Annotated in this window: 23 protein-coding genes and 1 pseudogene; 12 read left to right on the top strand and 12 right to left on the bottom strand. The window is 70.8% G+C overall.

The features are described 5' to 3' along the window. Positions 1-63 precede the first annotated feature (63 nt). Complete coding sequence (locus ACIA8D_RS11550) at positions 64-696, bottom strand: TetR/AcrR family transcriptional regulator (protein ID WP_399230981.1); 633 nt, start codon at positions 694-696, stop codon at positions 64-66. Between the two features lie 104 nt (positions 697-800). On the opposite strand from ACIA8D_RS11550, the gene ACIA8D_RS11545 reads away from it, so the two are divergent. Next, the gene (locus ACIA8D_RS11545) at positions 801-1,136 is read left to right on the top strand and encodes a hypothetical protein (protein WP_399230979.1); all 336 of its coding nucleotides are present in this window, start codon (positions 801-803) and stop codon (positions 1,134-1,136) included. 6 nt (positions 1,137-1,142) lie between these two features. On the opposite strand, the gene ACIA8D_RS11540 is transcribed toward ACIA8D_RS11545, so the two are convergent. After that, positions 1,143-2,189 carry a LacI family DNA-binding transcriptional regulator gene (locus tag ACIA8D_RS11540; protein ID WP_399230977.1) on the bottom strand — a complete coding sequence of 349 codons (1,047 nt, stop codon included), beginning with the start codon at positions 2,187-2,189 and terminating at the stop codon, positions 1,143-1,145. A 207-nt stretch (positions 2,190-2,396) separates the two neighbouring features. Here ACIA8D_RS11540 and ACIA8D_RS11535 point away from each other — a divergent pair, with 207 nt between their 5' ends. From ACIA8D_RS11535 to ACIA8D_RS11525, 3 genes are read left to right on the top strand one after another with little or no spacing between them, the layout of a single operon-like run. Next, positions 2,397-3,554, top strand: a complete 1,158-nt coding sequence (locus ACIA8D_RS11535) for a Gfo/Idh/MocA family protein (protein ID WP_399230976.1) — start codon at positions 2,397-2,399, stop codon at positions 3,552-3,554. After that, positions 3,551-4,705, top strand: a complete 1,155-nt coding sequence (locus ACIA8D_RS11530) for a dihydrodipicolinate synthase family protein (protein WP_399230974.1) — start codon at positions 3,551-3,553, stop codon at positions 4,703-4,705. Before ACIA8D_RS11535 ends, ACIA8D_RS11530 begins: the two co-directional genes overlap by 4 nt. 35 nt (positions 4,706-4,740) lie before the next feature. Beyond that, on the top strand, positions 4,741-5,538 hold the full coding sequence (locus tag ACIA8D_RS11525) for a sugar phosphate isomerase/epimerase family protein (RefSeq protein WP_399231072.1): 798 nt from the start codon (positions 4,741-4,743) through the stop codon (positions 5,536-5,538). Positions 5,539-5,732: 194 nt separating this feature from the next. On the opposite strand, the gene rbsD is transcribed toward ACIA8D_RS11525, so the two are convergent. From rbsD to ACIA8D_RS11505, 4 genes are read right to left on the bottom strand one after another with little or no spacing between them, the layout of a single operon-like run. Beyond that, entirely contained in the window at positions 5,733-6,122 is a 390-nt protein-coding gene (gene rbsD / locus ACIA8D_RS11520) for a D-ribose pyranase (protein WP_399230972.1), read from the bottom strand. Further along, positions 6,119-7,018 carry a ribokinase gene (rbsK, locus tag ACIA8D_RS11515; protein WP_399230970.1) on the bottom strand — a complete coding sequence of 300 codons (900 nt, stop codon included), beginning with the start codon at positions 7,016-7,018 and terminating at the stop codon, positions 6,119-6,121. Before rbsK ends, rbsD begins: the two co-directional genes overlap by 4 nt. Positions 7,019-7,075: 57 nt before the next feature. Continuing rightward, the gene (locus ACIA8D_RS11510; protein ID WP_399230968.1) at positions 7,076-9,022 is read right to left on the bottom strand and encodes a substrate-binding domain-containing protein; all 1,947 of its coding nucleotides are present in this window, start codon (positions 9,020-9,022) and stop codon (positions 7,076-7,078) included. Further along, on the bottom strand, positions 9,012-10,550 hold the full coding sequence (locus ACIA8D_RS11505) for a sugar ABC transporter ATP-binding protein (RefSeq protein ID WP_399230965.1): 1,539 nt from the start codon (positions 10,548-10,550) through the stop codon (positions 9,012-9,014). Before ACIA8D_RS11505 ends, ACIA8D_RS11510 begins: the two co-directional genes overlap by 11 nt. Positions 10,551-10,668: 118 nt before the next feature. Between ACIA8D_RS11505 and ACIA8D_RS11500 the strand changes: the two are divergent. Further along, positions 10,669-11,355: pseudogene (locus ACIA8D_RS11500) on the top strand (RNA-guided endonuclease InsQ/TnpB family protein); the annotation flags it as partial. A gap of 47 nt (positions 11,356-11,402) precedes the next feature. Here the strand turns inward: ACIA8D_RS11500 and ACIA8D_RS11495 are convergent. Continuing rightward, a complete protein-coding gene (locus ACIA8D_RS11495; RefSeq protein ID WP_399230964.1) occupies positions 11,403-12,437 on the bottom strand; it encodes a LacI family DNA-binding transcriptional regulator in 1,035 nt (344 codons plus the stop codon). Between the two features lie 368 nt (positions 12,438-12,805). On the opposite strand from ACIA8D_RS11495, the gene ACIA8D_RS11490 reads away from it, so the two are divergent. Beyond that, positions 12,806-13,384, top strand: a complete 579-nt coding sequence (locus ACIA8D_RS11490; protein ID WP_399230962.1) for a hypothetical protein — start codon at positions 12,806-12,808, stop codon at positions 13,382-13,384. Between the two features lie 9 nt (positions 13,385-13,393). Here the strand turns inward: ACIA8D_RS11490 and ACIA8D_RS11485 are convergent, their stop codons facing one another. Next, positions 13,394-13,603 (bottom strand): DUF4287 domain-containing protein, encoded by a 210-nt coding sequence (locus ACIA8D_RS11485; protein ID WP_399230960.1) that lies wholly within the window; start codon positions 13,601-13,603, stop codon positions 13,394-13,396. 164 nt (positions 13,604-13,767) lie between these two features. On the opposite strand from ACIA8D_RS11485, the gene ACIA8D_RS11480 reads away from it, so the two are divergent. Continuing rightward, positions 13,768-16,029, top strand: coding sequence for an ATP-dependent RecD-like DNA helicase (locus ACIA8D_RS11480; RefSeq protein ID WP_399230959.1), 2,262 nt, complete (start codon positions 13,768-13,770; stop codon positions 16,027-16,029). Between the two features lie 184 nt (positions 16,030-16,213). Next, positions 16,214-17,524, top strand: coding sequence for a citrate synthase (locus ACIA8D_RS11475; protein WP_399230957.1), 1,311 nt, complete (start codon positions 16,214-16,216; stop codon positions 17,522-17,524). Between the two features lie 622 nt (positions 17,525-18,146). Here the strand turns inward: ACIA8D_RS11475 and ACIA8D_RS11470 are convergent. From ACIA8D_RS11470 to ACIA8D_RS11455, 4 genes are all read right to left on the bottom strand, one after another. Beyond that, complete coding sequence (locus tag ACIA8D_RS11470; RefSeq protein ID WP_399230955.1) at positions 18,147-18,446, bottom strand: heavy-metal-associated domain-containing protein; 300 nt, start codon at positions 18,444-18,446, stop codon at positions 18,147-18,149. 54 nt (positions 18,447-18,500) lie between these two features. Further along, positions 18,501-19,448, bottom strand: coding sequence for a PrsW family intramembrane metalloprotease (locus tag ACIA8D_RS11465; RefSeq protein WP_399230953.1), 948 nt, complete (start codon positions 19,446-19,448; stop codon positions 18,501-18,503). Between the two features lie 126 nt (positions 19,449-19,574). After that, positions 19,575-19,772: an AlpA family transcriptional regulator gene (locus ACIA8D_RS11460; RefSeq protein ID WP_306320465.1), complete on the bottom strand. Its 198-nt coding sequence runs from the start codon at positions 19,770-19,772 to the stop codon at positions 19,575-19,577. A 237-nt stretch (positions 19,773-20,009) separates the two neighbouring features. Then, complete coding sequence (locus ACIA8D_RS11455) at positions 20,010-20,912, bottom strand: sugar phosphate isomerase/epimerase family protein (protein ID WP_399230951.1); 903 nt, start codon at positions 20,910-20,912, stop codon at positions 20,010-20,012. Positions 20,913-21,057: 145 nt separating this feature from the next. Here ACIA8D_RS11455 and ACIA8D_RS11450 point away from each other — a divergent pair, with 145 nt between their 5' ends. The 4 genes from ACIA8D_RS11450 to mmsA are packed head-to-tail and all read left to right on the top strand — an operon-like array spanning position 21,058 to position 26,232. Then, complete coding sequence (locus ACIA8D_RS11450) at positions 21,058-21,984, top strand: deoxyribose-phosphate aldolase (protein ID WP_399230949.1); 927 nt, start codon at positions 21,058-21,060, stop codon at positions 21,982-21,984. Positions 21,985-21,999: 15 nt separating this feature from the next. Continuing rightward, positions 22,000-22,818, top strand: a complete 819-nt coding sequence (gene iolB, locus ACIA8D_RS11445; RefSeq protein ID WP_399230947.1) for a 5-deoxy-glucuronate isomerase — start codon at positions 22,000-22,002, stop codon at positions 22,816-22,818. Further along, the gene (gene iolD, locus ACIA8D_RS11440) at positions 22,815-24,692 is read left to right on the top strand and encodes a 3D-(3,5/4)-trihydroxycyclohexane-1,2-dione acylhydrolase (decyclizing) (RefSeq protein WP_399230946.1); all 1,878 of its coding nucleotides are present in this window, start codon (positions 22,815-22,817) and stop codon (positions 24,690-24,692) included. The genes iolB and iolD overlap by 4 nt, the downstream gene beginning before the upstream one ends. Before the next feature lie 31 nt (positions 24,693-24,723). Then, positions 24,724-26,232, top strand: coding sequence for a CoA-acylating methylmalonate-semialdehyde dehydrogenase (gene mmsA / locus ACIA8D_RS11435; RefSeq protein WP_399230944.1), 1,509 nt, complete (start codon positions 24,724-24,726; stop codon positions 26,230-26,232). Positions 26,233-26,267: the final 35 nt, after the last annotated feature.

The following is a 26,267-nucleotide window of genomic DNA, read 5'->3' as shown; positions in this document are numbered from 1 at the left end:
GGGAGCTGCCCACAGTACGCCGGGGGTGCGGGCGCGTCCACGCGTTCCGCCCGCGTCCCGGTGTCAGTTCCGGTCTCCGGGCCAGGCCGCCAGGGCGAACTCGGCCACCTGCGCCAGTTCCCGCGCGTCGGCGCCGTCCCGCGCGCGCTGCGACAGGCCCTGCACCACGGCGGCGAAGTACGAGGCGAGCGCGGCCGTGTCCGTGTCCTTGGGCAGTTCGCCGGCCGCCCGTCCCTGGCGCAGCCGCTCCTCGAAGGAGGCGACCCCGGCGTTGCGGACGTCGCGCAGGAACACGGCGACCTCGGCGTCCTGCTCCGTCACGTTGGTGGCGGCGCTGTTGGCCAGGCAGCCCGCGGGGTGCGAGGGGTCCGCGTAGAGCTGGGCCGCCTCGCGCAGGATGCGGGCGAACGCCGCGTACGCCGTCGCCTCCTCGGCGAGCGCCGCGCCGACGAAGGCGCCGACGGGGGACCGTCCGTAGACCTCGACGGCCTCCCTGAACAGCGACTTCTTGTCCCCGAACGCGGCGTACAGGCTGGCCGGGCGGATGCCCATGGCCGTCGTCAGTTCGCCGACGGAGGTCGCCTCGTAGCCCCGCTCCCAGAACAGCCGGACGGCCACGGCCAGCGCCGCGTCGCGGTCGAACGTGCGCGGCCGTCCGCGCGGCCGGGTCTTTCCCTCAGTCGTCCCGCCAGTCATGCCGCCACTGTATCGACTCTTCTTGAGCGAGCGCTCAAGAAGAGTGCTACGGTCCTCTCGGATTGTTCTTGAGTCATCGCTCAATAAATGTGGGCGATCGCATTATGGAACTGGGGGCGTGGCGCATGGTGGCGACGGACGAAGGGCACACCCTCGCGGGCTGGGCCGGCTGCGCGCTCGCCGCGGCCGGGACCGCGGTCGCGGGTCTGGGAATCATCGGCTGGCGCCCGGGTCTCTGGCTCGGCTCCGCGGTGCTCGCGGCAGCCGCGCTGCTCGCCTGGGCCCTGCATCTCGCGGGCTGGGGCAAGCCGCCGGGCCCGCGTCCGGCGGCCCAACACCCCGTCGGCGTACGGGACATGACCGCCCGTGACGGTCACGCGAACTGTGTCGGGTGTCGGTTGGCGGGGCGCCGACCCCGCGCCGCCGTCGTCCCCCGTTAGCGGTGGCTACGCGCGCGGCTTCCCCGTCGACCCGCGCACCACGAGTTCGCCGCGCACCTCCACGATCCGCCCCTTGGGCGCCGCCTCCCGGCCCATCGCGATCCGGCCCGCCCGAGCCGCCGCCTCGGCCAGCGGGAGGTGGAACGTCGTCAGCGGCGGGGCCGCGTCGATGCTGAAGGGGAGGTCGTCGAAGCCGACCACCGAGACGTCCTCGGGGATGCGCAGGCCCGCCTCGCGCAGGGCCGCGCACGCGCCGAGCGCCACGCTGTCGTTCGCCGCGACGACGGCCGTCAAGTCCGGTTCCCTGCGCAGCAGTTCGGCCGTCGCCCCGTAGCCCGACGTGCGGTCGTACGAGCCGTGCGCCACGAGCCCGTCCGACTCGCCCACCCCGGCCGCGGCCAGTGCCTCGCGGTGGCCCTCCAGGCGGTGGCGGGTCGTGGTGCGCTCCTCGGGGCCCGCGACGTAGCCGATCCGACGGTGCCCGAGTGACAGCAGATGCTCCGTCAACTCCCGTGCGCCGCCCCGGTTGTCGAAGGTCAGCGCGACCGCGTCGGTGTCCGGCACCGGCGGCCGCCCGCACAGCACCACTCGGGTCCCGGCCTCCGCGAGCCGTCGCAACTTGCTTGCCACGGCGGCTACATGGGCCTCGTCCTCGATCGCCCCGCCGGTGAGCACGACGGCCGCCGCGCGCTGGCGCTGGAGCAGGGTGAGGTAGGTCAGTTCACGTTCGGGCTCCCCGCCCGTGTTGCAGACCACCGCGAGCCGCTCGCCGCCCGCCCGGCCGCCGGGCCCGACGATCTCCGACTGCACCGCCGAGGCCATGATCCCGAAGAACGGGTCGGCGATGTCGTTCACCAGGACACCGACCAGGTCGGACGTGGCGGCGGCGAGGGCGCTGGCCGGACCGTTGAGCACGTAGTCCAGGTCGTCCACGGCCTTGAGCACCCGTTCGCGCGTGCTCGCGGCGACGGGGTAGTTCCCGTTCAGCACGCGCGAGACGGTGGCGGGGGACACCTGCGCGCGGGCGGCCACGTCCGCCAGGGTCACGGTCATCGAGTCAGCCTCCGGGAGGGGTCCCGGGTCCGCGGCAAGGCCTCCGTGGACCCCGGTCTCGTATCCGCTCTTGTCCGAGCGGCAGTCCAGAGGCTAGCTTCTTCTCATGTAGAAAGCGCTTGCTACGAAAGATTCGGCGGGCGCCGACCCGCGTATGCGGCCATACGTGGGGCACGAGTGGCCGGTCGGCCGGAGGAAGGGACTCACGTGACACGCAAGACGGTGCGCATCGCCATGAATGGTGTGACGGGGCGCATGGGCTACCGCCAGCACCTCGTCCGCTCCATCCTCGCGCTGCGCGAGCAGGGCGGACTCGACCTCGGCGACGGCACGGTGCTGTGGCCCGAACCGGTCCTCGTCGGGCGCCGTGAGCACGCCCTGAAGGAGATCGCCGAGCAGCACGGCCTCGACCCGGCCAACATCTCCACCGACGTCGACGCCGTGCTCGCGGACGACAGCATCGACATCTTCTTCGACGCCGCGATGACCCATACCCGCGAGGACTTCCTCAAGAAGGCCATCGCCGCGGGCAAGCACATCTACACCGAGAAGCCGACCGCCACGGGCTTGGAGGGCGCCGTCGAGCTGGCCCGCCTGGCGCGCGAGGCGGGCGTGAAGTCGGGTGTGGTGCAGGACAAGCTGTTCCTGCCGGGGCTGCTGAAGCTGAAGCGGCTCATCGACGGCGGCTTCTTCGGGCGGATCCTGTCCGTGCGCGGCGAGTTCGGCTACTGGGTCTTCGAGGGCGACTGGCAGGAGGCGCAGCGGCCGTCCTGGAACTACCGGACCGAGGACGGCGGCGGCATCGTCGTCGACATGTTCCCGCACTGGGAGTACGTCCTTCACGAGCTGTTCGGCCGCGTGACCTCCGTCAACGCCCTTGCCTCGACGCACATCCCGACCCGCTGGGACGAGAACGGCAAGCCCTACGAGGCCACCGCCGACGACTCCGCGTACGGCATCTTCCAGATCGAGGGCGGCATCGTCGCGCAGATCAACTCCTCGTGGGACGTGCGCGTCAACCGTGACGAGCTGGTCGAGTTCCAGGTCGACGGCACGGAGGGCTCCGCCGTCGCGGGGCTGCGCAACTGCCGTGTCCAGCACCGCAGTTCCACGCCCAAGCCGGTCTGGAACCCGGACCTCCCGGCGACGTACTCCTTCCGCGACCAGTGGCAGGAGGTGCCGGACAACACCGAGTTCGACAACGGCTTCAAGATCCAGTGGGAGCTGTTCCTCAAGCACGTCTACGCGGGCGCCGACTACCACTGGGACCTGCTGGCCGGCGCGCGTGGCGTGCAGATGGCGGAGCTGGGCCTCAAGTCGTCCGCCGAGGGCCGCCGCCTCGACGTTCCGGAGATCTCGCTGTGACCATCCATCTCCCCAACTCTGCAGGCGAGTTGACGGCCTACGAGCCGCGCGCCGAGCCCCTGACCTTCGACACCGGGGCTCCGCTCGCCTCCCGCGTCGTGTTCTCCGCCGCGCACGTCGTCGCCGACCCGCTCGCCGACACCACCCCGGACTCCCCGGCCGCCGTCGACTGGGACGCCACCCTCGCCTTCCGGCGCCACCTGTGGTCGCACGGCCTCGGGGTCGCGGAGGCCATGGACACCGCCCAGCGCGGCATGGGTCTGGACTGGGCGGGCGCCGCCGAGCTGATCCGCCGTTCCGCCGCCGAGGCCAAGTCGGTCGGCGGGCGGATCGCGGTCGGCGTCGGCACCGACCAGCTCGCGCCCGGCGCATCGCTCGCCGAGGTACGGGCCGCGTACGAGGAGCAGCTCGCGGTCGCCGAGGAGGCCGGCGCCCAGGTCATCCTGATGGCCTCGCGGGCCCTCGCCGCCGCGGCCTCCGGACCCGAGGAGTACGCAGAGGTCTACGGCCACCTGCTGCGGCAGGCCGCCGAGCCCGTCGTCCTGCACTGGCTCGGCCCGATGTTCGACCCGGCCCTGGAGGGCTACTGGGGCTCGTCCGACCTGGACGCCGCCACCGACACCTTCGTCGAGATCATCAAGGCGCACTCCGACAAGGTCGACGGCATCAAGGTCTCACTCCTGGAGGCCCAGCGCGAGATCGACATCCGCCGCCGCCTCCCGAACGGCGTGCGCTGCTACACCGGCGACGACTTCAACTACCCGGAGCTGATCGCGGGCGACGACCGCGGTTTCTCGCACGCGCTGCTCGGCATCTTCGACCCGCTGGGCCCGCTCGCCGCGAAGGCGGTGCGCACCCTCGACACGGGAGACGTGGACGGATTCCGTCAACTCCTCGACCCGACCGTCGAGTTGTCGCGCCACCTGTTCCAGGCGCCGACCCGCTTCTACAAGACCGGCGTCGTGTTCCTCGCCTGGCTCTCGGGCCACCAGGACCACTTCGCGATGGTCGGCGGACAGCAGTCCTCGCGCTCGCTGCCGCACTTCGCGCGCGCCTACGAACTCGCCGACCAGCTGGGCCTGTTCCCGAAGCCGGAGCTCGCCGAGGCCCGCATGAAGAACCTGCTAGCCCTGTACGGAGTGACCTCGTGAGCTTCACCGCGGACCCCCGCTTCTCGATCAACCAGATGACCGTGAAGCAGCTCGGGCTTCCGGAACTCGTCGGCGCCTGCCGCGAGTTGGGCGTCCAGCACCTCGGTACCTGGCGCGCGCCCGTCCAGGAGTACGGCGTCGAGGCCGCGGCGAAGCTGCTGCGCGACGCCGGAGTGAACGTCACCACGCACTGCCGCGGCGGCTTCCTCACCGCGATCGACGCGGCCGAGCGCAAGGCGGCGATCGAGGACAACCAGCGGGCCGTCGACGAGTGCGTGACCCTCGGCACGGACGTCCTGGTGCTCGTCTCGGGCGGCCTCCCGGCCGGCTCGTACGACCTGGGCGCCGCCCGCCAGCGGATCGGTGACGCGCTCGTCGAACTCGCCCCGTACGCCGCCGAGCGCGGCGTGCGGCTCGCGATCGAGCCGCTGCACCCGATGTACGCGTCCGACCGCTGCGTCGTCTCGACGCTCGCGCAGGCCCTGGACATCGCCGAGAACTTCCCGGCGGAGCAGGTCGGCGTCTGCGTGGACACGTACCACGTCTGGTGGGACGACCAGGCGCCCGCACAGATCGAGCGGGCCGGGGCGCAGGGGCGCATCGCGACGTTCCAACTCGCGGACTGGACCACGCCGTTGCCCGAGGGTGTCCTCAACGGGCGCGGCCAGATCGGCGACGGCGCGATCGACATGCGGCACTGGCGCGGTCTCGTCGAGGCGCAGGGGTACGCGGGGCCCATCGAGGTCGAGCTGTTCAACGACGGCCTGTGGGCCCGCGACGGGCGCGAGGTGCTGGCGGAGACGGCGCGGCGGTTCACGGCTCACGCCGCGTAGAAGTTTTCTCCGCAACCACGTACAACCCTTCGCGCAAGCCGCGTGTCGTACTGGGTGTCGGAACACCTGGGGGGGCGATCTGGGGGGATCGAGATTCCGACGCAGGAGGGGGACAGCCCGAGGGGCCCGGTCCGCGGACCGGGCCCCTCGCAGCGCGTCATCCCCGCGCGGTCGAGCGCGTCACACCCGCGCGGTCAGAAGAAGACCCCGCAGCGCAGCAGCACATTCGCGTACGGGCGCGCCTCTCCCGTGCGTACGACGAGGCGGGCCTGCCCCGACAACGCCTTCAACTCCTCGTGCGTGACGAAGCCGAGGGGGCGCAGGCGGTCCTGGAGGAGTTCCGCGGTGTCCGGGTTCGCGTCCCGCACCTCGCGGGCCGCCGTCGCCGCCTCCACCACCAGCTCGTCGAGCAGGCCGTCGAGGACCTCGGCGAAGGACGGCACGCCGGCCCGGAAGGCGAGGTCGACGACGCGGGGGCCCGCCGGGATCGGCATGCCCGCGTCGCAGATCAGCACGCCGTCGCCGTGCCCCAACTCGGCCAGCGCACCTGCCAGATGACGGTTGAGTATTCCGGCCTTCTTCACAGTGCGGCGACCTCCTCGGCGGTCGGGTACGAGGCCTGCGCGCCCTCCTTGGTGACCGCCGCGGCGCCCACCTTCGCGGCGTAGGCGGCGGCGTCGGCGAGCGACTCGCCGGTGCCGAGCCGCCACGCGAGCGCCGCCGTGAACGCGTCACCGGCGCCGGTCGTGTCGACGGCCTTCACCTTCACCGCGGGCACCCGCTCCGAGCCCTGCGCGTCCGCGACGAGCGCGCCCTCGGAGCCGAGGGTGACGACGACCGAGCGCGGGCCCAGCGTGAGCAGCTGCCGCGCCCAGTCCTCGGGGCCGCCCCCGAGGTCGGTGCCGGCGATGACCTTCGCCTCGTGCTCGTTGACGATCAGCGGGTCGCAGGCGGAGAGGACCTCGTCGGGGAGTGGGGCGGGCGGCGAGGGGTTGAGGACGAGCCGGGCGCCCTCCGACAGATTGCGCGCGACCTCGGCGACCGTCTCCAGCGGGATCTCCAGCATCATCGAGACGACCCGCGCGTTCGCGAACAGCTCGCCCGTCGCCCGGACGTCCTCGGGCGTCAGCCGCCCGTTCGCGCCCGGCGAGACCACGATCGAGTTGTCGCCCGAGGGGTCCACGGTGATCAGTGCGACCCCGGTGGGCGCCCCGCCGACCAGCACGCCGGACGTGTCCACGCCCGCCGACTCCATCGACTCGCGCAGCAGCCTGCCGTGCCCGTCGTCGCCGACCCGCGCGAGCAGCGCCGTGCGCGCCCCCAACTTGGCGGCGGCGACCGCCTGGTTGGCGCCCTTGCCGCCGGGGTGGGTCGTCAGGTCGGAGCCGAGAACGGTCTCGCCGGCGCCGGGCCGCCGGTCGACGCCCACCACCAGGTCGGCGTTGGCCGACCCGACGACGAGGAGGTCGTACGTGTTCATTCTGTGCCTTTCTTCGTACGTCACGCCAAAGGGTACGAGGCGCCCCTCAGGGCCGCGTCACTTGAAGTCGGCGACGTTCTTCGCCGTGACGACCTTCACCGGCACCTTCACGGCCGAGGAGATCTTCTTGTCCTTCGCCGCGGAGATCGCGTTCTGCACGGCCATCTTCCCGAGCTCGCGCGGCTGCTGGGCCACGGAGGCGTACAGCGTGCCCGCCTTGACGGCCTTGAAGCCGTCGGGCGTGCCGTCGAAGCCGATGACCGGGACGGACTTGCCGGCCTTGGAGCCGAGCGCCTTGATCGCGCCGAGCGCCATCTCGTCGTTCTCGGCGAAGACGCCGTCGACGTCGGGGTGCGACTGGAGCATGTTCGTCATGACGTCCAGGCCCTTCGTGCGGTCGAAGTCCGCGGGCTGCTTGGCGACGACCTTGATGCCCGGGTAGTCCTTGAGCCCGGCGGCGAAGCCCGCGCCGCGCTCCCGGCTCGCGGACGTACCGGCCTGGCCCTGGAGGACCGCGATCTTCCCCTTGCCGCCCAGCTTGTCGGCCATGATCTTCGCGGCCTGCTTGCCGCCCGCGACGTTGTCGGAGGCGACGAGGGTGGCGGCCTTCGCCTTGTTGACGCCGCGGTCGGCGGCGACGACTGGGATGTCGGCCTTGTTGGCGGTGCGCACGGACGGGCCGACGGCGTCGGAGTCGACCGGGTTCACGATGACGGCGCTCATGCCCTCGCTCGTGAAGTTCTGGAGCTGGTTGGCCTGCTGCGAGGCGTCGTTCTGCGCGTCCGTGACGGTCAGCTCGACGCCCTGCTTCTTCGCCTCGGCCTGGGCGCCCGCCCGCATCTCCGTGAAGAACGGGTTGTTGAGCGTGGACACGGCCATGCCGAGCTTGAGGTCCTTCTTGCCGCCGGAGGAGCCGGTGTTGTTCCACACGGCGAGGCCGCCGACGATCGCGATGGCGACGACGGCCGCGATCACGTACTGCATCCGCTGCTTGGGACCGCCGGTACCGGCGCCCGCGGCGGCGGGCTGTGCACCGGCCTTGCGGCGCGCGGTGTCGAGCAGCACGGCAAGGGCGATGACGACGCCGATGACGACCTGCTGCCAGAAGGCGGACACCGAAAGGAGGTTGAGGCCGTTGCGGAGCACGGCGAGGATCAGCGCGCCGATGAACGTGCCCGACGCCTTGCCCGTGCCACCGGCCAAGGAGGCGCCGCCGATGACGACGGCGGCGATGGCGTCCAGCTCGTAGCCGTTCGCGGCCTGCGGCTGCGCGGAGGCGAGACGGGAGGCCAGCACGATGCCGGCGACGGCCGCGAACAGGCCCGACAGGCCGTAGATGACGAGCTTCTGCCGCTTGACGCGCAGACCGGAGAGGCGGGCCGCCTCCTCGTTGCCGCCGATCGCGTACATGGACCGGCCGATGAACGTACGGCCGAGGACGACCGCCGTGATGAGACCCATCACGATCATCACGATGACCGGCACGGGCAGCCAGCCGCCGAGCGTGTCACCGAGCTTGGAGACCGAGTCGGGGAACGGGATCGGCGAGCCCTGCGAGATCACCAGCGACAGCCCGCGCCCGACCGACAGCATCGCCAGCGTCGCGATGAACGGCGGCAGCTTGCCGTACGAGATGAGCAGGCCGTTGACGAAACCGCAGGCGATGCCGGTGACGACGGCGAGCAGCACGGCTATGACGACCGGTACGCCCTCGTTCGTGGCCGCCCACGCGAGGACGGTCGCCGACAGGGCCGCCACCGAGCCGACCGACAGGTCGATGCCCGCCGAGACGATGACGAAGGTGACGCCGAACGCGAGGATCGCGGTGACGGCCGCCTGCACGCCGACGTTCAGCAGGTTCTGCGTGGTCAGGAAGTCGCCGGACATCAGCGACATGGCGATGACCAGGACGACGAGCGCGGTCAGCGCGCCGTTGTCGAGGAGCAGCCGCAGCAGGCTCCCGTTGTTCTTGGCCTGTGTCTTCTTGAGCGTGTCAGTGGTCACGGGAGCCCTCCTCCTCGAAGGCGCTGTGCTGCTGGTTGCTGACGGCGAGCGCCATCACGGAGTCCTGGGTCGCGTCCTCGGCGGCGAGTTCACCGGCGATGCGTCCTTGCGCCATCACAAGGACCCGGTCGCTCATGCCGAGGACTTCGGGCAGATCGCTGGAGATCATGAGCACGGCGTGCCCTGCGGCGGTCAGCTCGTTGATGAGCTGGTAGATCTCGACCTTCGCGCCGACGTCGATGCCGCGCGTCGGCTCGTCGAGGATCAGCACCTTGATGTCGGCGAGCAGCCACTTGCCGATGACGACCTTCTGCTGGTTGCCGCCGGACAGGGTGCGCACGTGCTGGCCGAGCCCGGCCATCCGCACGCCCAACTGCTTGGCGATCCGCTCGGCGGCCTCGTGCTGACCCTGCCGGTCGACGAACCCGGCGCGCGTCGCCGTCCGCATCGTGACGAGCCCGAGGTTCTCCTCCACCGACTGGTCGAGGACGAGGCCCTGCCCCTTGCGGTCCTCGGGGACGAGCCCGACGCCCGCGGCCATCGCGGCGATGACGTCGTGCCGGGGGAGCGTGCTGCCCGCGACCTCGACGGTGCCGGAGTCGTACGGATCGGCGCCGAAGACGGCCCGTACGACCTCGGTGCGGCCCGCGCCGACGAGGCCCGCGATGCCGACGACCTCGCCGGCCCGCACCTCGAAGCCGACGTCGTGGAAGACGCCGTCGCGGGTCAGGCCCTCGACCTTGAGCAGCGCGCTCGCCGTGTCCTGCCCGTCCGGGCGTTCGCGCGGGTACTGCTGGTCGATGGAGCGGCCCACCATGAGGCGGACCAGCTCGTCCTCGGGGGTGGCGGCGGGCACCTGGCCCACGCTCTTGCCATCCCGGATGACGGTCACGCGGTCGCCGAGCGCGGCGATCTCCTCCAGGTGGTGCGTGATGAAGACGACGCCGACGCCGTCCTCGCGCAGCTGCCGCACGATCGCGAACAGCTTGTCGACCTCCTCGGAGGTCAGCACGGCGGTCGGCTCGTCCATGATGAGCACCCGCGCGTTCAGGCTGAGCGCCTTCGCGATCTCCACCATCTGGAGCCGGGCGATACCCAGTTCGCGCACCCGCGCGCGTGGCGACACATTCACACCCACGCGCGCGAGGAGCGCCTCGGCGTCGGACTCCATCGTCTTCCGGTCGACGAGCCCGAACTTCCGGGGCTGGCGCCCCAGGAAGATGTTCTCGGCGACGGTCAGATCGGGAACGAGGTTGAACTCCTGGTAGATCGTCGCGATCCCCAGCCGTTCGGCGTCCTGCGCACCGTTGATACGGACCTGCTCGCCGCCGACGGTGATACGGCCCTCGTCGGGCGTGTAGGCACCGGAGAGCATCTTGATCAGCGTGCTCTTGCCGGCCCCGTTCTCACCGAGCAGGACGTGCACCTCCCCGCGTCGCAGGTCGAAGTCGACGCTGTCGAGCGCGACCACGCCGGGGAAGGTCTTCCGTATCCCTTCGATACGCAGCAACTCTTCGGAGTTACTCATCTGATTCCTCCATGAATACCCCCGCATCAGGCAGGGGAGGAACGGGACTCCTGTGGAGCAGGGCAGCGAGCGGGGTTTCGTCTCCAGGGCGAAGGGCCGTGCCCTGACCAGCAGGCTGAGGTGGTTCGTCTCTCTGCTTGTGGAGGACCCCGGCATCCAGCCGCTCGCGGCGACGGATGCGGCGGTCGGTGTCGACGTCGGGCTTGACCATCTGCTGACGCTGTCCACCGGGGAGAAGATCACCAATCCTCGGCATGAGCGCCGCGACCGGGTGCGCCTGGTCAGGGCGCAGCGGGAGCTGTCCCGCTAGGTGCAGGGGAGCAACAACCGGGCCAAGGCCCGCAAGGCCGTGGCCCGCGTGCATGCGCGGATCGCCGACCGGCGCCGCGATGTCCTGCACAAGCTGACGACTCGTCTCGTGCGTGAAAACCAAACGCTCGTGATCGAGGACCTGACCGTACGCAACATGGTCAAAAGCCGGAGCCTGGCCCGCGCCATCTCGGACGCGGCCTGGCATGAGTTCCGGAGCATGCCGGAGTACAAGGCCGAGTGGTACGGGCGGGATGTGGTGGCCGTGGACCGCTTCTTCCCCTCCTCGAAGTTGTGCTCCGCCTGCGGCGCCCTCCAGGGCAAGATGCCGCTGAGCGTCCGTGCGTGGACGTGTGCCTGCGGCGCGACCCATGACCGGGACGTGAACGCGGCGATCAACCTGAAGGCCGCCGGGCTGGCGGTGTCGGCCTGTGGAGCCGGTGTAGGACCTCAACGGAGTTCTCCGGGCGGGCAGTCGGCGATGAAGCAGGAAACTCACGGGGCGACCCGTGGAATCCCCCTCCTTCAGGAGGGGCGAGGAAGTCAACCGTTGCTCCTCTCCATTGAGGTTGAGGTGGGCGTCTGTGGGGGTTCGCCGCAGGAGCGCCGTACGACGAGGTGGGCGGGGAGGGCGACCGACTCCGGTACCCGCCCCTCGATGCGGTCGACCAGGGCGCGCACGGCGGCCCGGCCGAGGTCCTTGGTGGGCTGGGCGATCGCCGTGATGGGCGGATCGGTGTGCACGAACCACGGGATGTCGTCGAACGCGGCGACCGCGATGTCGTCCGGGACGCGCAGCCCGCGCGCGCGGATGGCGTCCAGCGCGCCGAGCGCCATGAGGTTGTCGGCGGCGAAGACGGCCTGCGGCGGCTCCGGCAGGTCCAGGAACGCCTCGGTCACCCGGCGTCCGCTGTCGGCCTGGAAGTCTCCCTGCCCTGTGTAGGCGTCCGGCAGCTCCAGCTCGTACGAGGCGAGGGCGTCCCGGAAGGCGTCGACGCGCTCGCTGCCGGTCGTGGTGGCGGCGGGCCCGGAGATGATCGCGAGCCGCCGGTGCCCGAGGGCGTGCAGATGTGCGACGAGGTCCCGCACGGCGCCGCGCCCGTCGGAGCGCACGACCGGCACGTCCACGCCCGGGATCCACCGGTCGACGAAGACCATCGGGGTGCCGGCCCGGGCGGCGTCCAGCATCAGCGGCGAGGCGCCGTCGGTGGGGGAGACGAGCAGTCCGTCGATGCGGCGGTCGAGCAGGGTGCGTACGTGGTGGTCCTGGAGCTCGGGGCGTTCGTCGGCGTTGCCGATGATCACGCTGTAGCCGAGGCCGCGGGCCTCGTCCTCGACGGAGCGGGCCAGCTCGCCGAAGTACGGGTTCAGGACGTCGCTGATGACGAGGCCGAGCGTGCGGGTCTGCGCGGTGCGCAGCGAACGGGCCACGGCGTTGGGCCGGTAGCCGAGCGACTCCACGGCGGCCAGCACCCGGGTGCGGGCGTCCGGGCTCACGGACGGATGGCTGTTCAGGACGCGGGAGACCGTGGCGACGGAGACCCCGGCCGCGGCCGCGACGTCCTTGATGCTCGCCATCGCGCCACCTCCTTGTGGCGGGGGCGCATGCGCTCCGCTCGTCTGTGGGACGGGTGGTGCACATGTGCGTGGAATCGATTACACGGGCGATTGGAATCGATTACACGGTGCGGTGACAAGGGGGTGGGGGGTGGTTGTGACGCGATCGTGATCGGGAGGCGGATGGTGCCCCGGCCGCGGGGTTCCGCCCCGGACCCCGCGCCTCAATCGCCGGCGGGGCTTGATTTGGGGCTCCGCCCCGGACGTCGCGGCGCTTGGTATTTGAAGCCCCTGCGGCGATTGAGCAGCTGGGTCCGGGGCGGAGCCCGGGAGCGCAACCGCGGTGCCGGGCGAAGGGGATTGTCGGTGCCGCATGCGAAGGTGGGGGCATGAATCACGCGCAGCTGACCGCACTGGGCCGTGCCCTCCGCGTACTCGGCGAGCACGGCGAGAAGCTGACCGGCGACACCCCGGACGACGTGCTGCACGAGATCCGCGGCGACCTGACCCGCGCCCTCGACCAGCTCGACGACGCGGTGTCCGGCGACAAGCCCACGACCCGCTGCAAGGAACACCCCTACGGCCCGGTCGAGGAATCCGCCCCGGACCTGTGCCTGTTCTGCGAGACCCGCCGCCGCAAGGCCCGCCGCTCCCAGATCTCGGGGGAGCCGGGCCAGGCCACCCGCCCCACCGCGGAGCGCCCCGTGCTCTCCCGCTACGGCACCCGCGAGGACCGCCCGCAGCCCCAGCAGCGCTGGATCCCGGAGATGTGGAACGGGCAGGTGTGGCAGCTGTGCGGCACCCCCCGCCACGACCGCCGCGAGGCCGACCTCTACCTGGCGGCCCAGCGCCGCCGCCCGGACGCGGCGATGGCCTACCGCCTGGTCCACGAGTTCACCGACTACGAGGTCGTCCGCGTCTGGGGCACCCCCGTACGCGTCGACCCGGAGCCGATGGGCGGGATCTGACGACGGGTCCTACGCGCCGCGTGTCCCGGCCAGCGTGTGGGCGACGAGCGCGTTGGCGTGGCCGTGGCCCAGGCCGTGCTCGGCCTTGAGCCAGTTCACCAGCTCCATGTGCCTGGTGAGCGGCGAGGAGCGGATGAGGTCCTGCCAGTGGGCGACCGGCTCGCCGTACTTCTTCTCGATCGCCGGGAAGTAACTGGCGGGTCCCTTGGTGGCGGGCATGGCGCGCTCCTGTCTGCGAAGTGCCGAGGCTGTCGCGGATATGACGCGGCCACGGCCCGGAAGTCATCGCGGTCGCCGGGTGATCCAGATCACTGGCGCGCGCGGACGCCCCAATAGCCGGCCGCCCCTCCCGCGTTGTCGTACCCGGCCGCTAACGTCAGATCATGGCGAAGCAGCGGGCGGATGCCGAAGCGCGGCCGATGGCCCGGATCGAGGGGGTCCTCGAGCGGATCACGTACGCCAACGAGGAGACCGGTTACACGGTCGGGCGGGTCGACACCGGCAGAGGCGCAGGAGATCTGCTGACCGTCGTCGGCTCGCTGCTCGGGGCGCAGGTGGGGGAGTCGCTGCGGATGGAGGGCCGTTGGGGCTCGCACCCGCAGTACGGGAAGCAGTTCACCGTCGAGAACTACCGGACGATGCTCCCCGCCACGATCCAGGGCATCCGCCGCTATCTCGGCTCAGGCCTGGTCAAGGGCATCGGCCCCGTCTTCGCCGACCGCATCACGCAGCACTTCGGGCTCGACACCCTCGACATCATCGAGCAGGAGCCGAAGCGGCTGATCGAGGTGCCGGGCCTCGGCCCCAAGCGGACGAAGAAGATCGCCGACGCCTGGGAGGAACAGAAGGCCATCAAGGAGGTGATGGTCTTCCTGCAGAGCGTCGGCGTCTCCACGTCCATCGCCGTGCGCATCTACAAGAAGTTCGGTGACGCCTCCATCTCCGTGGTGAAGAACCAGCCGTACCGCCTCGCCTCCGACGTCTGGGGCATCGGCTTCCTCACCGCCGACCGCATCGCCCAGTCCGTCGGCATTCCGCACGACAGCCCGGAGCGGGTCAAGGCCGGTCTCCAGTACGCCCTTTCGCAATCCACCGACCAGGGCCACTGCTTCCTGCCCGAGGAGCGGCTCATCGCCGACGCCGTGAAGCTCCTCCAGGTCGACACCGGACTCGTCATCGACTGCCTCGCCGAACTGGCCCTGCCCGACGAGGACTCCGGCGAGCCCGGAGTGGTGCGCGAGACGGTGCCGGGCGAGGACGGTCAGCCGGTCACCGCGATCTACCTGGTCCCCTTCCACCGGGCCGAACTCTCCCTCTCCGCCCAGCTGCTCAGACTGCTGCGCACGGAGGAGGACCGGATGCCCGCCTTCCAGGACGTGGCGTGGGACAAGGCGCTCGCCTGGCTCGCCGACCGCACGGGCGCGCAGCTCGCGCCCGAGCAGGAGGAGGCGGTCAAGCTCGCGCTCAGCAAGAAGGTGGCCGTGCTCACCGGCGGCCCCGGCTGCGGAAAGTCGTTCACCGTACGGTCCGTGGTGGAGCTGGCCCGCGCCAAGCGCGCCAAGGTCGTGCTCGCGGCGCCCACGGGCCGCGCCGCCAAGCGGCTCGCCGAGCTGACCGGGGCCGAGGCGTCCACGGTCCACCGGCTGTTGGAGCTCAAGCCCGGCGGGGACGCCGCGTACGACAAGGAGCGGCCGCTCGACGCCGACCTCGTCGTGGTCGACGAGGCCTCCATGCTGGACCTGCTGCTCGCCAACAAACTGGCGAAGGCGGTGGCGCCCGGGGCGCATCTGCTGTTCGTGGGGGACGTGGACCAGCTGCCGAGCGTCGGGGCGGGGGAGGTGCTGCGCGACATGCTGGCCGAGGAGGCCCCCGTGCCCGCGGTGCGGCTGACGCGGATCTTCCGGCAGGCCCAGGAGTCCGGCGTCGTCACGAACGCGCACCGCATCAACTCGGGGCAGCAGCCGCTCACTCAGGGCCTGAAGGACTTCTTCCTCTTCGTCGAGGACGACACGGCGGAGGCCGGCCGGCTGACCGTGGACGTCGCCGCGCGCCGGATCCCCGCCACCTTCGGCCTCGACCCGCGTCGCGACGTCCAGGTGCTCGCGCCGATGCACCGCGGCCCCGCCGGAGCCGGCAATCTCAACGGGCTGCTGCAGCAGGCGATCACGCCCGGCCGCCCGGACATCCCGGAGAAGCGCTCCGGCGGCCGCGTCTTCCGGGTGGGCGACAAGGTCACCCAGATCAGGAACAACTATGAGAAAGGGGCCAACGGCGTCTTCAACGGCACGGTCGGAGTCGTCACGTCCCTGGACTCCGAGGAGCAGCGGCTCACCGTCCGCACCGACGAGGACGAGGAAGTCCCCTACGACTTCGACGAGCTGGACGAGCTGGCGCATGCCTACGCTGTGACCATCCACCGCTCCCAGGGCAGCGAGTACCCGTGCGTGGTGATCCCCGTCACGACGGGGGCGTGGATGATGCTCCAGCGCAACCTTCTGTACACGGCTGTCACGCGCGCCAAGAAGCTCGTCGTTCTGGTCGGTTCGCGCAGAGCGATCGGCCAGGCGGTGCGTACGATTTCGGCTGGTAGGCGGTGTACCGCCCTGAATTTCCGGCTGTCAGGCGCTGCCGTTCAAAAGATTTGATCGATCAGATGCGTCACGAAGGTCACAAGCACTTCCGGAACCAGGGCGAAGGGGGCAGGATGAGCAAGTTGACGGCACTGAGTGCCGTCGATGAGCCCAATGGGCGACCCCGAGTGCACTCTGCTGGGCCAAGTGGGGGAAGGTAGAGACAGTCAGGGCACCTCGAAGAAGAGGCACTACGTCGGTGAGGGATGACGTGAGCGAGCAGAACGAGAAGGCTGTAGTACTCCAGTACGGCGACGACGAGTACACCTACCCGGTGATCGACAGCACCGTGGGCGACAAGGGCTTCGACATCGGGAAGCTGCGAGCCCAGACGGGCCTGGTGACCCTCGACAGCGGATACGGCAATACCGCCGCCTATAAATCCGCGATCACCTATCTCGACGGTGAGCAGGGCATCCTGCGCTACCGCGGATACCCGATCGAGCAGCTGGCCGAGAGCTCGACCTTCGCCGAGGTCGCCTACCTGCTGATCAACGGCGAGCTCCCGACGGTCGACGAGCTCTCCACCTTCAAGAACGAGATCACCGGGCACACGCTCCTGCACGAGGACGTGAAGCGGTTCTTCGACGGCTTCCCGCGGGACGCCCACCCGATGGCCATGCTGTCCTCCGTGGTCTCCGCGCTGTCCACCTTCTACCAGGACAGCCACAACCCCTTCGACGAGCAGCAGCGTCACCTCTCGACGATCCGGCTCCTCGCGAAGCTGCCGACGATCGCGGCGTACGCCTACAAGAAGTCGATCGGCCACCCGTTCGTCTACCCGCGCAACGACCTCGGCTACGTCGAGAACTTCCTGCGCATGACGTTCTCGGTGCCGGCCCAGGAGTACGTGCCGGACCCGGTCGTCGTCTCCGCGCTCGACAAGCTGCTCATCCTGCACGCGGACCACGAGCAGAACTGCTCCACGTCCACGGTGCGCCTGGTGGGCTCGTCGCAGGCCAACATGTTCGCGTCGATCTCCGCGGGCATCTCCGCGCTGTGGGGTCCGCTGCACGGTGGCGCCAACCAGTCGGTGCTCGAGATGCTCGAGGGCATCCAGCGCGACGGCGGCGACGTCGACGCCTTCATCCGCAAGGTGAAGAACAAGGAAGACGGCGTGAAGCTCATGGGCTTCGGGCACCGCGTCTACAAGAACTTCGACCCGCGGGCGAAGATCATCAAGGCGGCGGCGCACGATGTCCTCTCGGCGCTCGGCAAGTCCGACGAGCTGCTCGACATCGCCCTGAAGCTGGAGGAGCACGCGCTCTCCGACGACTACTTCGTCGAGCGCAAGCTCTACCCGAACGTCGACTTCTACACCGGCCTGATCTACCGGGCCATGGGCTTCCCGACCGAGATGTTCACGGTCCTCTTCGCCCTCGGCCGCCTTCCGGGCTGGATCGCCCAGTGGCACGAGATGATCAAGGAGCCGGGCTCCCGCATCGGCCGCCCGCGCCAGATCTACACGGGCGTCGTGGAGCGCGACTTCATCCCGGTCGAGGAGCGCTGACCTTCTTCGCGCAACGCCGGTGCGGCACATTGAGCCCCTCCGGCGATTGAGGAGCGGGGTCCGGGGCAGAGCCCCGCGACCGTAACCCCGCCCCACCGCAACAGCACGGCTCAAGCTGCGCAGCAGAAAGCGCCCCGCTGTCGGTCCCCCCACGGGCCGACAGTCGGGGCGCTTTCCTTTACCCGGGTCGGATTCCCCCCACGGGATCCGGCCTGGGGGTCTTTGTGGCGCGTCGGCCGCCGGAACACGTGCCGGGCGGGCCGCTCAAGCTTCCCGGCGCACGTGCCCCGGCCAACGCTGTCGGGACCGCCCCCCAAGGCGGGCCCTCCGGTGCGGAAACGTCCCCCAAGACGTTCCTGCATCGCCTCCTTAGACTCACGAGAGCGGCAAAGGGTTACGTGCAGATCGGTGTGATCTGCGTCTCTTGCATATGTCCCGTGCGTTCGCAAGAGATCCGATATGTGGATATCGGCCTCTGTGGGGGAGTGCTGCAATTGTGCCGTGTGGATTGTGTGGAGGTCCAGAGCTCTCTGCGGGTCTCTGCGCGAATTTGCCCCGGAAGGCAACGACAACGGCCCCGGCGGGGGTCGCCGGGGCCGCGAGGTGGTGTCGGAGTCGTGGGTCAGACCAGTTCGTAGCCCGCCTCGTCCACCGCTGCGCGGATCGATTCCTCGTCGAGCGGGGCCGTGGAGACGACGGTGACCTGGCCTGTCGCGGCGGAGGCCTGTACCGAGGTGACGTCGGCGAGTTCCGAGATCTCACCGGAGACCGCACCCTCGCAGTGGCCGCACGTCATGCCCTTGATCTCGTACACGGTCGTAAAGGCACCCTCGGCGGCCTGCGTCGCGGTGTCGCCGTGGCAGGCGCCGCCGCAGCAGGAACCGGTGGACTCGGCCTGGGGGAGCTCGGTGTGGGCGCTCATGACGTAACTCCTTGGTGGTGAGGGGCAACTCTTGATGTGCTCGACCCTATACCCCTAGGGGGTATTTTTCCAAGAAGGGTCCCGGCGGGCGAGTGAACGTACCCAGGCGAGCGCCAGGAGCGTGATGACGGCGAGCCCGCCGACCGAGAAGAGCGTGAACAGGTGCTGCTGGGCGTCGGTGGGCTCGGGGATGTAGCCCTGGGCGAAGAGGGTGCGGTCCAGGCCGGTGGTGGTCAGCTTGGCCACCAGCCAGATCGCGATGCCGTGCATCGAGTCCCAGAGGGCGTGCAGGAGCGAGACGCCGAGGTACGTGCCGATCACCGGCGCCGCGAAGCGGTAATGGCCGTTCGGTCGGCGGAAGGAGAGCAGGACCGCTCCCGAGATCGCCGTCCACAGGCCGTGGCCGAAGGGCGCGAGGAGGCCGCGCAGCACCTCCGTCTCCAGGAGGGCCCGCAGGTCGATGCCCTTCATGGTGATCGCCGCGTTGAACGCGTAGCCCGCGCTCTCGAAGGCCGCGAAGCCGAAGCCGACCGTGGCGCCCAGGACCAGGCCCGCGCGCAGCCCGCTGATGCGGGGGTGGCGGTGCAGTACGTAGACGAGGGCGAGGAGTTTCGCCGCCTCCTCGATCAGGCCCACCGCCACGAACATCCAGACCGAGGGGTGGATGAGGTAGTACTCCATCACCGACGCCCCGAGGACGCCGAGGATGCCGCCCACCAGGAAGCAGCCCAGGATCAGGCTCACGCCCAGGTCGCGGCCGTGCCGCTCGTACGCCCACAGGACGAAGACCGCGGGGGTGAGGAAGCTGCCCAGCAGGATGAGCGTGGGCAGCAGCGTCGTGTTCTGCGTGGCGTACGTGACGATCGCCGTCAGGGCCCACAGCGCCAGGCCGCCCCAGAGGCAGCGCTTCCAGAGGCCGGGGCGGATCTGCGGTCCCGGCGGGGGTGGCTGCTGGGGGATCCGGGCCTGGGGTGCCCCGAAGGGCTGCTGGGGCTGCGTCACTGAGATCCCTCCGGATGTCCGGCAACTTTCGGTCACTTTGAGTGATTTGCCCGAAGTTTATGGCGGGACCGGAGGTGTCGCAGCGTGGGCGCCGGGCCGTGCGTCCGTACGGCCCGGCGCCCCGGGTCAGTCCTTGCGGCCCCGGTTGCCCGGGCGGGAGGCCACCCAGGCGCGGACCGTGTCGGCGTACCAGTAGGGCTTGCCCGACTCGACGTGGTCGGGCGGGGGCAGCAGACCGTGCTTGCGGTACGAGCGGACGGTGTCGGGCTGCACTCGGATGTGCGCGGCGATGTCCTTGTACGACCAGAGCCTGCGGTCGTTCATCGGTGGCTCCTCCCTGGCGGTGCGCACGGCGGCTCGGGGGTGCCGCCCGTGATCAACTCAGCCTGTGCCCGGAGAACGAGGTGACCCGTGGTGAAGGGAGGGCCTGTGGGGCCTCTGTGACGCAGAACCCGCGTAGGCCTGACATGTGTGACGCGATGGGGGCGTTTGTGACGCGAATGATGCAAAGGGGGCGCGCCGTCGGCGCATGCTCCGGCGCGCGAGTGGACATGTGGAGCGTCAAACCCCGCAGGAGCGCAGGTAGCGGCGCGTGCGGTCGGCGATTGGGAGCGGGCGGTCCGGTTCGCACGGGTACATGTCCTGCTCGACGATCGCGAACAGGTCGACGTCGAGCCGGCCGGCGGCGGTGAGGACCGGCTCGAGCTCCGGCACTCCGCGCGGGGGTTCCACCATGACGCCCTGCGCCACCGCCGGGCCGAACGGCGTGCCCTGTTCGCGGACCGTGGCGAGGACCGCCGGGTCCACCTGCTTCAGGTGCAGATAGCCGATCCGCTCCCCGTACGTCTCGATGAGCTTGACGCTGTCGCCGCCGCAGTACGCGTAGTGGCCCGTGTCCAGGCACAGCGACACGAGGTCCGGGTCGGTGGCGTCGAGGAGGCGCGTGACGTTCTCCTCCGTGTCGACGTGGGTGTCGGCGTGCGGGTGGAAGACCAGCTTCAGGCCGTAGCGGTCGCGCACCTCGCGGCCGAGGCGTTCGGTCTGCGCGGCCAGGTCGCGCCACTGCCCGGCGGTGAGCATCGAGTCCTCCAGCACCTCGCCGGTCTTGTCGTCGCGCCAGAAGGACGGGATGACGACCAGGTGCTCGGCGCCCATGTCCCGGGTGAGTCCGGCGATGGCGGACACGTGGTCCCAGGTCTTCTCCCACACCGCGGGTCCGTGGTGCAGGCCCGTGAACACCGTGCCCGCCGAGACCCTCAGGCCGCGGCGGCCCGTCTCCTCGGCGAGGACGCGGGGGTCCGAGGGCAGATAGCCGTACGGGCCCAGCTCGATCCACTCGTACCCGGCCTCGGCCACCTCGTCGAGGAAGCGGCCGTACGGGACCTGCTGCGGGTCGTCGGGGAACCAGACGCCCCAGGAGTCGGGGGCCGAGCCGATGCGGATGCGCGCGGGCGTGGTCGTCATGAGGTCAGCGTCGAGCCGCCCGAAGAGGAGTGTCAAGGCGTGGTCCGAATGTCAGGACAAAATATTGACAGGAGGCTCGGGCGGGTCTAGATCTGTCGGGCGACGGACGTTGCGCAGTGTCGTACCGATGGGGAGGGAGCCGGGCTTGAGTGACGCAGAGAGCATCGACCTCCGGTGGCTCGCCCGGGTCCGGGCCGAGGAGCCGGAGGCCGTCGCCGAGGCCGCGAGCAGACGGGAGCGGCGGGCGCTGCTCGGCGCGGGGCGGCGACTGATGATCGTGGCCGCCGACCATCCGGCCCGGGGCGCGCTCGGCGTCGGGGACCGGGCGTACGCGATGGCCGACCGGGCCGATCTGCTGCGGCGGCTGTGCGTGGCGCTGGCCCGGCCGGGCGTGGACGGGGTGCTGGCCTCCGCCGACGTCGTCGAGGACCTGCTGCTGCTCGGCGTGCTGGAGCGCAAGGTCGTCATCGGCTCCATGAACCGGGGCGGGCTCGCCGGGGCCTCCTTCGAACTCGACGACCGGTTCACCGGGTACCGCGCCGAGGACCTGGAGCGGTTCGGCCTCGACGCGGGGAAGCTGCTCCTTCGTCTCGGCTACGACGATCCGGGCTCCGGGTCCGTCCGCACCCTGGAGGCCGCCGCCCGCGCCGTCGACGCCATGGCCGCGCGCCGGCTGCCCCTGTTCGTCGAGCCGTTCCTGAGCCGCCGCGACCCCGAAACCGGCCTGCTGCGCGCCGACTTGAGCCCCGGCGGCGTCATCACGTCGATCGCCGTCGCCTCGGGCCTCGGCGGCACCTCCGCGTACACCTGGCTGAAGCTCCCGGTCACCGACGACCCCGACGACATGGCCCGGGTCATGGCGGCCTCCGCCCTGCCCGCCGTGCTGCTCGGCGGCGACATCAAGGACGGCGACCAGGACGCCACGTACGAGAAGTGGCGTGCCGCGCTGCGACTGCCCACCGTCCAGGGGCTCGTGGTGGGGCGCTCGCTGCTCTATCCGGCGGACGGGGACGTGGCCGGCGCCGTCGACACGGCCGTCGGCCTGCTGCACGGCACGCGCACGGATACCTAGGAGGAGAGTAGAGGGATGACGCACCTTCCACGCGGCAGCGCCGTCGACGGGCCCTACGCCCTGTCCGTCGACCCCGACAAGGTGGGCTGGGCGCGGGCCGGGCTGCGGATTCTCGAACTCCGGGCCGGGCAGACGCACGCCTTCGACACCGGGGAGAGCGAGTGGATCGTGCTGCCGCTCTCCGGTGGATGTTCCGTCCGCGCGGAAGGGATGAACCTCGAACTGGCGGGCAGGGGCAGCGTATTCAGTTCAGTGAGTGACTTCGCGTACGTTCCGCGCGACACCAGCGTGGAGATCTCCTCCGGTGCGGGAGGCCGGTTCGCCCTGGCAGGAGCGAAATGCGGTCGACGACTCCCCGTCCGCTACGGCCCCGCGCCGGAGGTTTCCGTCGAGGACCGGGGCGGCGGGCAGAGCGCACGGCAGGTGCGCAACTTCGCCTCAGCCGACGCCTTCGACTGCGACCAGCTGATCGCAGTCGAGGTGATCACCCCCGGCGGGAACTGGTCCTCGTACCCGCCGCACAAGCACGACGAGCACCGCCCCGGCGAGGAGGCGCTGCTCGAGGAGATCTACTACTTCGAGATCGAGGGGCGGGAAGGTGGCCCCGAGGGGTACGGGTATCAGCGCGTGTCCCCGTCCAGGCCCGGCGGCACCGACCTCCTCGCCGAGGTCCGCTCCGGTGACACCGTGCTCGTCCCCGACGGCTGGCACGGCCCGTCGATCGCCCAGCCGGGGCACGCCATGTACTACCTGAATGTCATGGCAGGACCGGGGGACGAGCGGGAGTGGAAGATCTGCTTCCATCCCGATCACGCCGCGGAGGGATACCGATGACCCGCACGGTACGACTCACCGTCGCCCAGGCCCTCGTCCGCTTCCTCGGCTGCCAGTACACGGAGCGCGACGGCGCCCGGCAGCGGCTGATCGGCGCCACCTGGGGCATCTTCGGCCACGGCAACGTTGCCGGGCTCGGACAGGCGCTCCTGCAGTACGGCGACGAGATGCCCTTCCACCAGGGCCGCAACGAGCAGGCGATGGTGCACGCCGCCGTCGGCTACGCCCGGCAGAGCGACCGGCTGTCCACACACGCCGTCACCACGTCCATCGGGCCCGGCGCCACCAACCTCGTCACCGGCGCCGCCCTCGCCACCATCAACCACCTGCCCGTCCTGCTGCTCCCCGGCGACGTGTTCGCGACCCGGCCCGCCGACCCGGTGCTCCAGCAGCTCGAAGTGCCGTACGCGGGCGACGTGTCGGTCAACGACTGTCTGCGGCCGGTGTCGAAGTTCTTCGACCGGATCGAGCGGCCCGAGCGGCTGATCCCGGCCGCGCTCCAGGCGATGCGCGTGCTCACCGACCCCGTCGACACCGGCGCCGTCACGCTCGCGCTGCCGCAGGACGTGCAGGCGGAGGCCTTCGACTGGCCGGAGGAGTTCTTCCGGGAGCGGGTCTGGACCGTGCGCCGCCCCGCGCCCGACACGGAGGAACTGGCCGTTGCCGTACGGGAGTTGAGGCGCGCCCGGCGTCCGCTCGTGGTCGTCGGTGGCGGCGTGCACCACAGCGGCGCCGAGGACACCCTCAAGGAGTTCGCCGACGCCACCCGGATCCCCGTCGCCTCCACCCAGGCGGGCAAGGGCTCGCTGCTGCACGACCATCCCGCCGACGTCGGCGGCATCGGGCACACCGGCACCGCCACCGCCAACGAGCTCGCCCGCACCGCCGACCTGGTGATCGGCGTCGGCACCCGGTACACGGACTTCACGACGGCCTCGGCCACCCTCTTCGCGAACCCCGACGTCCGCTTCGTGAACCTGAACGTCGCGGCCTTCGACGCCCACAAGCTGGCCGCGCACCCGCTCGTCGCCGACGCCCGCGCGGGCCTCGCCGCGCTGGGTTCCGAAGCGGCCGGGTACCGGGCCGACCCCGCCTACGTCACCGAGTACACCGAGGACAAGGAGCGCTGGGAGCACCGCGTCGACGCCTGCTTCACCGCCGAGGACGAACTCGTACGCCCTACCCAGTCCCAAGTCCTCGGCGTCCTCGACGAGTTGGCGACCGGGGACGACATCCTCATCAACGCCGCGGGCTCGCTCCCCGGCGATCTGCACAAGCTGTGGCGGGCCCGCTCCCGCGACCAGTACCACGTCGAGTACGGGTACTCCTGCATGGGCTACGAGATCCCCGCCGCGCTCGGCGTCGCGCTCGCCGCGCCCGGCCGGCCCGTGTGGGCGCTCGTCGGCGACGGCACGTATCTGATGCTGCCGACGGAGATCGTCACCGCGGTCCAGGAGGGCATCCCGGTCAAGGTGGTCATCCTCCAGAACCACGGGTACGCGTCCATCGGGGGCCTGTCCGCGTCCGTCGGGGCCGAGGGCTTCGCCACGCAGTACCGGTTCGCGGGGGAGCGGGGGGCGTACGCGGGCGCGCCGCTGCCCGTCGATCTCGCCGCCAACGCGGCCAGCCTCGGCATGACGGTGCACCGCGCCAAGACCGTGCGTGACCTGCGCGAAGCGCTCGCAGCCGCGCGCGCCGCCACCCGTCCCACATGTGTCTACGTGGAGACCGAAACGTCAGACACAGTGTCGGGCCCGCCTCCCGCGCAGGCGTGGTGGGATGTTCCTGTGGCCGAGACGGCGGAGCGCAGCGCCGCGGTCGAGGCCCGCGAGGAGTACGACCGGCACGCCGCCGGTCGACGCCGCCACCTCTGAGAAGTACGCAGCCGTCACAGGAGTCGCCCGTATGTCTGACACGAAGTTGGTCCACCACTGGATCGGCGGCAAGACCGTCGAGGGCGCGTCGGGCAATCACGGCCCGGTGACCGACCCCGCGACCGGCGCCGTCACCACGCACGTCGACTTCGCGAGCGTCGAGGAGGTGGACGCGGCCGTCGCCACCGCCAAGGAGGCGTACACGTCGTGGGGCCAGTCCTCGCTCGCCAAGCGCACCGAGATCCTCTTCCGGTTCCGCGCGCTGCTCGACGCCAACCGTGACGCCATCGCCGAGCTGATCACCGCCGAGCACGGCAAGGTGCACTCGGACGCGCTCGGCGAGGTGGCCCGCGGCCTGGAGATCGTCGACCTGGCCTGCGGCATCAACGTGCAGCTGAAGGGCGAGCTGTCGACGCAGGTCGCGTCCCGCGTGGACGTGGCGTCGATCCGGCAGCCGCTGGGTGTCGTTGCCGGCATCACGCCGTTCAACTTCCCGGCAATGGTGCCGATGTGGATGTTCCCGATCGCCATCGCGACCGGCAACACCTTCATCCTCAAGCCCTCCGAGAAGGACCCCTCGGCCTCCATCAAGATCGCCGAGCTGCTCACCGAGGCCGGTCTGCCCGACGGTGTCTTCAACGTGCTGCACGGTGACAAGGTCGCCGTCGACCGCCTCCTGGAGCACCCGGACGTCGCCGCCGTCTCCTTCGTGGGCTCGACGCCGATCGCCCGCCACATCCACGCCACGGCCTCCGCCAACGGCAAGCGCGTGCAGGCCCTCGGCGGTGCCAAGAACCACATGCTGGTGCTGCCGGACGCCGACCTGGACGCGGCCGCCGACGCCGCCGTGTCCGCCGCGTACGGCTCGGCGGGCGAGCGCTGCATGGCGATCTCCGCGGTCGTCGCCGTCGGCTCCATCGCCGACGAGCTCGTCGCGAAGATCAAGGAGCGCGCCGAGAAGATCAAGATCGGTCCCGGCAACGACCCGACGTCCGAGATGGGCCCGCTCATCACGGCCGCCCACCGCGACAAGGTCGCCTCGTACGTGAAGGGCGCGGCGGCCGAGGGCTGCGACGTCGTCCTCGACGGCAGCGAGTACACGGTGCCCGGCTTCGAGAACGGCCACTGGGTGGGCCTGTCCCTCCTGGACAACGTCCCCACGACCGCCAAGGCGTACCAGGACGAGATCTTCGGCCCGGTCCTGTGCGTGCTGCGCACGGAGACGTACGACGAGGGTGTGGCCCTCATGAACGCGTCGCCGTTCGGCAACGGCACCGCGATCTTCACCCGGGACGGCGGCGCCGCCCGCCGCTTCCAGCTGGAGATCGAGGCCGGCATGGTCGGCGTCAACGTGCCGATCCCGGTCCCCGTCGGCTACCACAGCTTCGGCGGCTGGAAGGACAGCCTCTTCGGCGACCACCACATCTACGGCAATGACGGCACGCACTTCTACACCCGCGGCAAGGTCGTCACCACCCGCTGGCCGGACCCGGCCGACGCCCCCGCGGGCGTGGACCTGGGCTTCCCCAGCAACCACTGAGGCACCCGCGGTCGCCCGGCCGTCCGGAGTACGGA

Origin of the sequence: Streptomyces sp. NPDC051684 (assembly GCF_044453445.1) — a bacterium.
Taxonomy (GTDB): domain Bacteria; phylum Actinomycetota; class Actinomycetes; order Streptomycetales; family Streptomycetaceae; genus Streptomyces.
The sequence above is the reverse complement of the archived record's forward strand: the minus strand, read 5'-3'. Positions and strand labels throughout refer to the sequence as shown.

What these genes read in the sequence shown, in the direction of transcription:
- ACIA8D_RS11550 (WP_399230981.1), bottom strand. Translation starts at nt 696, where the DNA reads ATGACTGGCGGGACGACTGAGGGAAAGACCCGGCCGCGCGGACGGCCG.
- ACIA8D_RS11545 (WP_399230979.1), top strand. Translation starts at nt 801, where the DNA reads ATGGAACTGGGGGCGTGGCGCATGGTGGCGACGGACGAAGGGCACACC.
- ACIA8D_RS11540 (WP_399230977.1), bottom strand. Translation starts at nt 2,189, where the DNA reads ATGACCGTGACCCTGGCGGACGTGGCCGCCCGCGCGCAGGTGTCCCCC.
- ACIA8D_RS11525 (WP_399231072.1), top strand. Translation starts at nt 4,741, where the DNA reads ATGACCGTGAAGCAGCTCGGGCTTCCGGAACTCGTCGGCGCCTGCCGC.
- rbsK (WP_399230970.1), bottom strand. Translation starts at nt 7,018, where the DNA reads ATGAACACGTACGACCTCCTCGTCGTCGGGTCGGCCAACGCCGACCTG.
- ACIA8D_RS11505 (WP_399230965.1), bottom strand. Translation starts at nt 10,550, where the DNA reads ATGAGTAACTCCGAAGAGTTGCTGCGTATCGAAGGGATACGGAAGACC.
- ACIA8D_RS11495 (WP_399230964.1), bottom strand. Translation starts at nt 12,437, where the DNA reads ATGGCGAGCATCAAGGACGTCGCGGCCGCGGCCGGGGTCTCCGTCGCC.
- ACIA8D_RS11490 (WP_399230962.1), top strand. Translation starts at nt 12,806, where the DNA reads ATGAATCACGCGCAGCTGACCGCACTGGGCCGTGCCCTCCGCGTACTC.
- ACIA8D_RS11485 (WP_399230960.1), bottom strand. Translation starts at nt 13,603, where the DNA reads ATGCCCGCCACCAAGGGACCCGCCAGTTACTTCCCGGCGATCGAGAAG.
- ACIA8D_RS11480 (WP_399230959.1), top strand. Translation starts at nt 13,768, where the DNA reads ATGGCGAAGCAGCGGGCGGATGCCGAAGCGCGGCCGATGGCCCGGATC.
- ACIA8D_RS11470 (WP_399230955.1), bottom strand. Translation starts at nt 18,446, where the DNA reads ATGAGCGCCCACACCGAGCTCCCCCAGGCCGAGTCCACCGGTTCCTGC.
- ACIA8D_RS11460 (WP_306320465.1), bottom strand. Translation starts at nt 19,772, where the DNA reads ATGAACGACCGCAGGCTCTGGTCGTACAAGGACATCGCCGCGCACATC.
- ACIA8D_RS11455 (WP_399230951.1), bottom strand. Translation starts at nt 20,912, where the DNA reads ATGACGACCACGCCCGCGCGCATCCGCATCGGCTCGGCCCCCGACTCC.
- iolB (WP_399230947.1), top strand. Translation starts at nt 22,000, where the DNA reads ATGACGCACCTTCCACGCGGCAGCGCCGTCGACGGGCCCTACGCCCTG.
- iolD (WP_399230946.1), top strand. Translation starts at nt 22,815, where the DNA reads ATGACCCGCACGGTACGACTCACCGTCGCCCAGGCCCTCGTCCGCTTC.
- mmsA (WP_399230944.1), top strand. Translation starts at nt 24,724, where the DNA reads ATGTCTGACACGAAGTTGGTCCACCACTGGATCGGCGGCAAGACCGTC.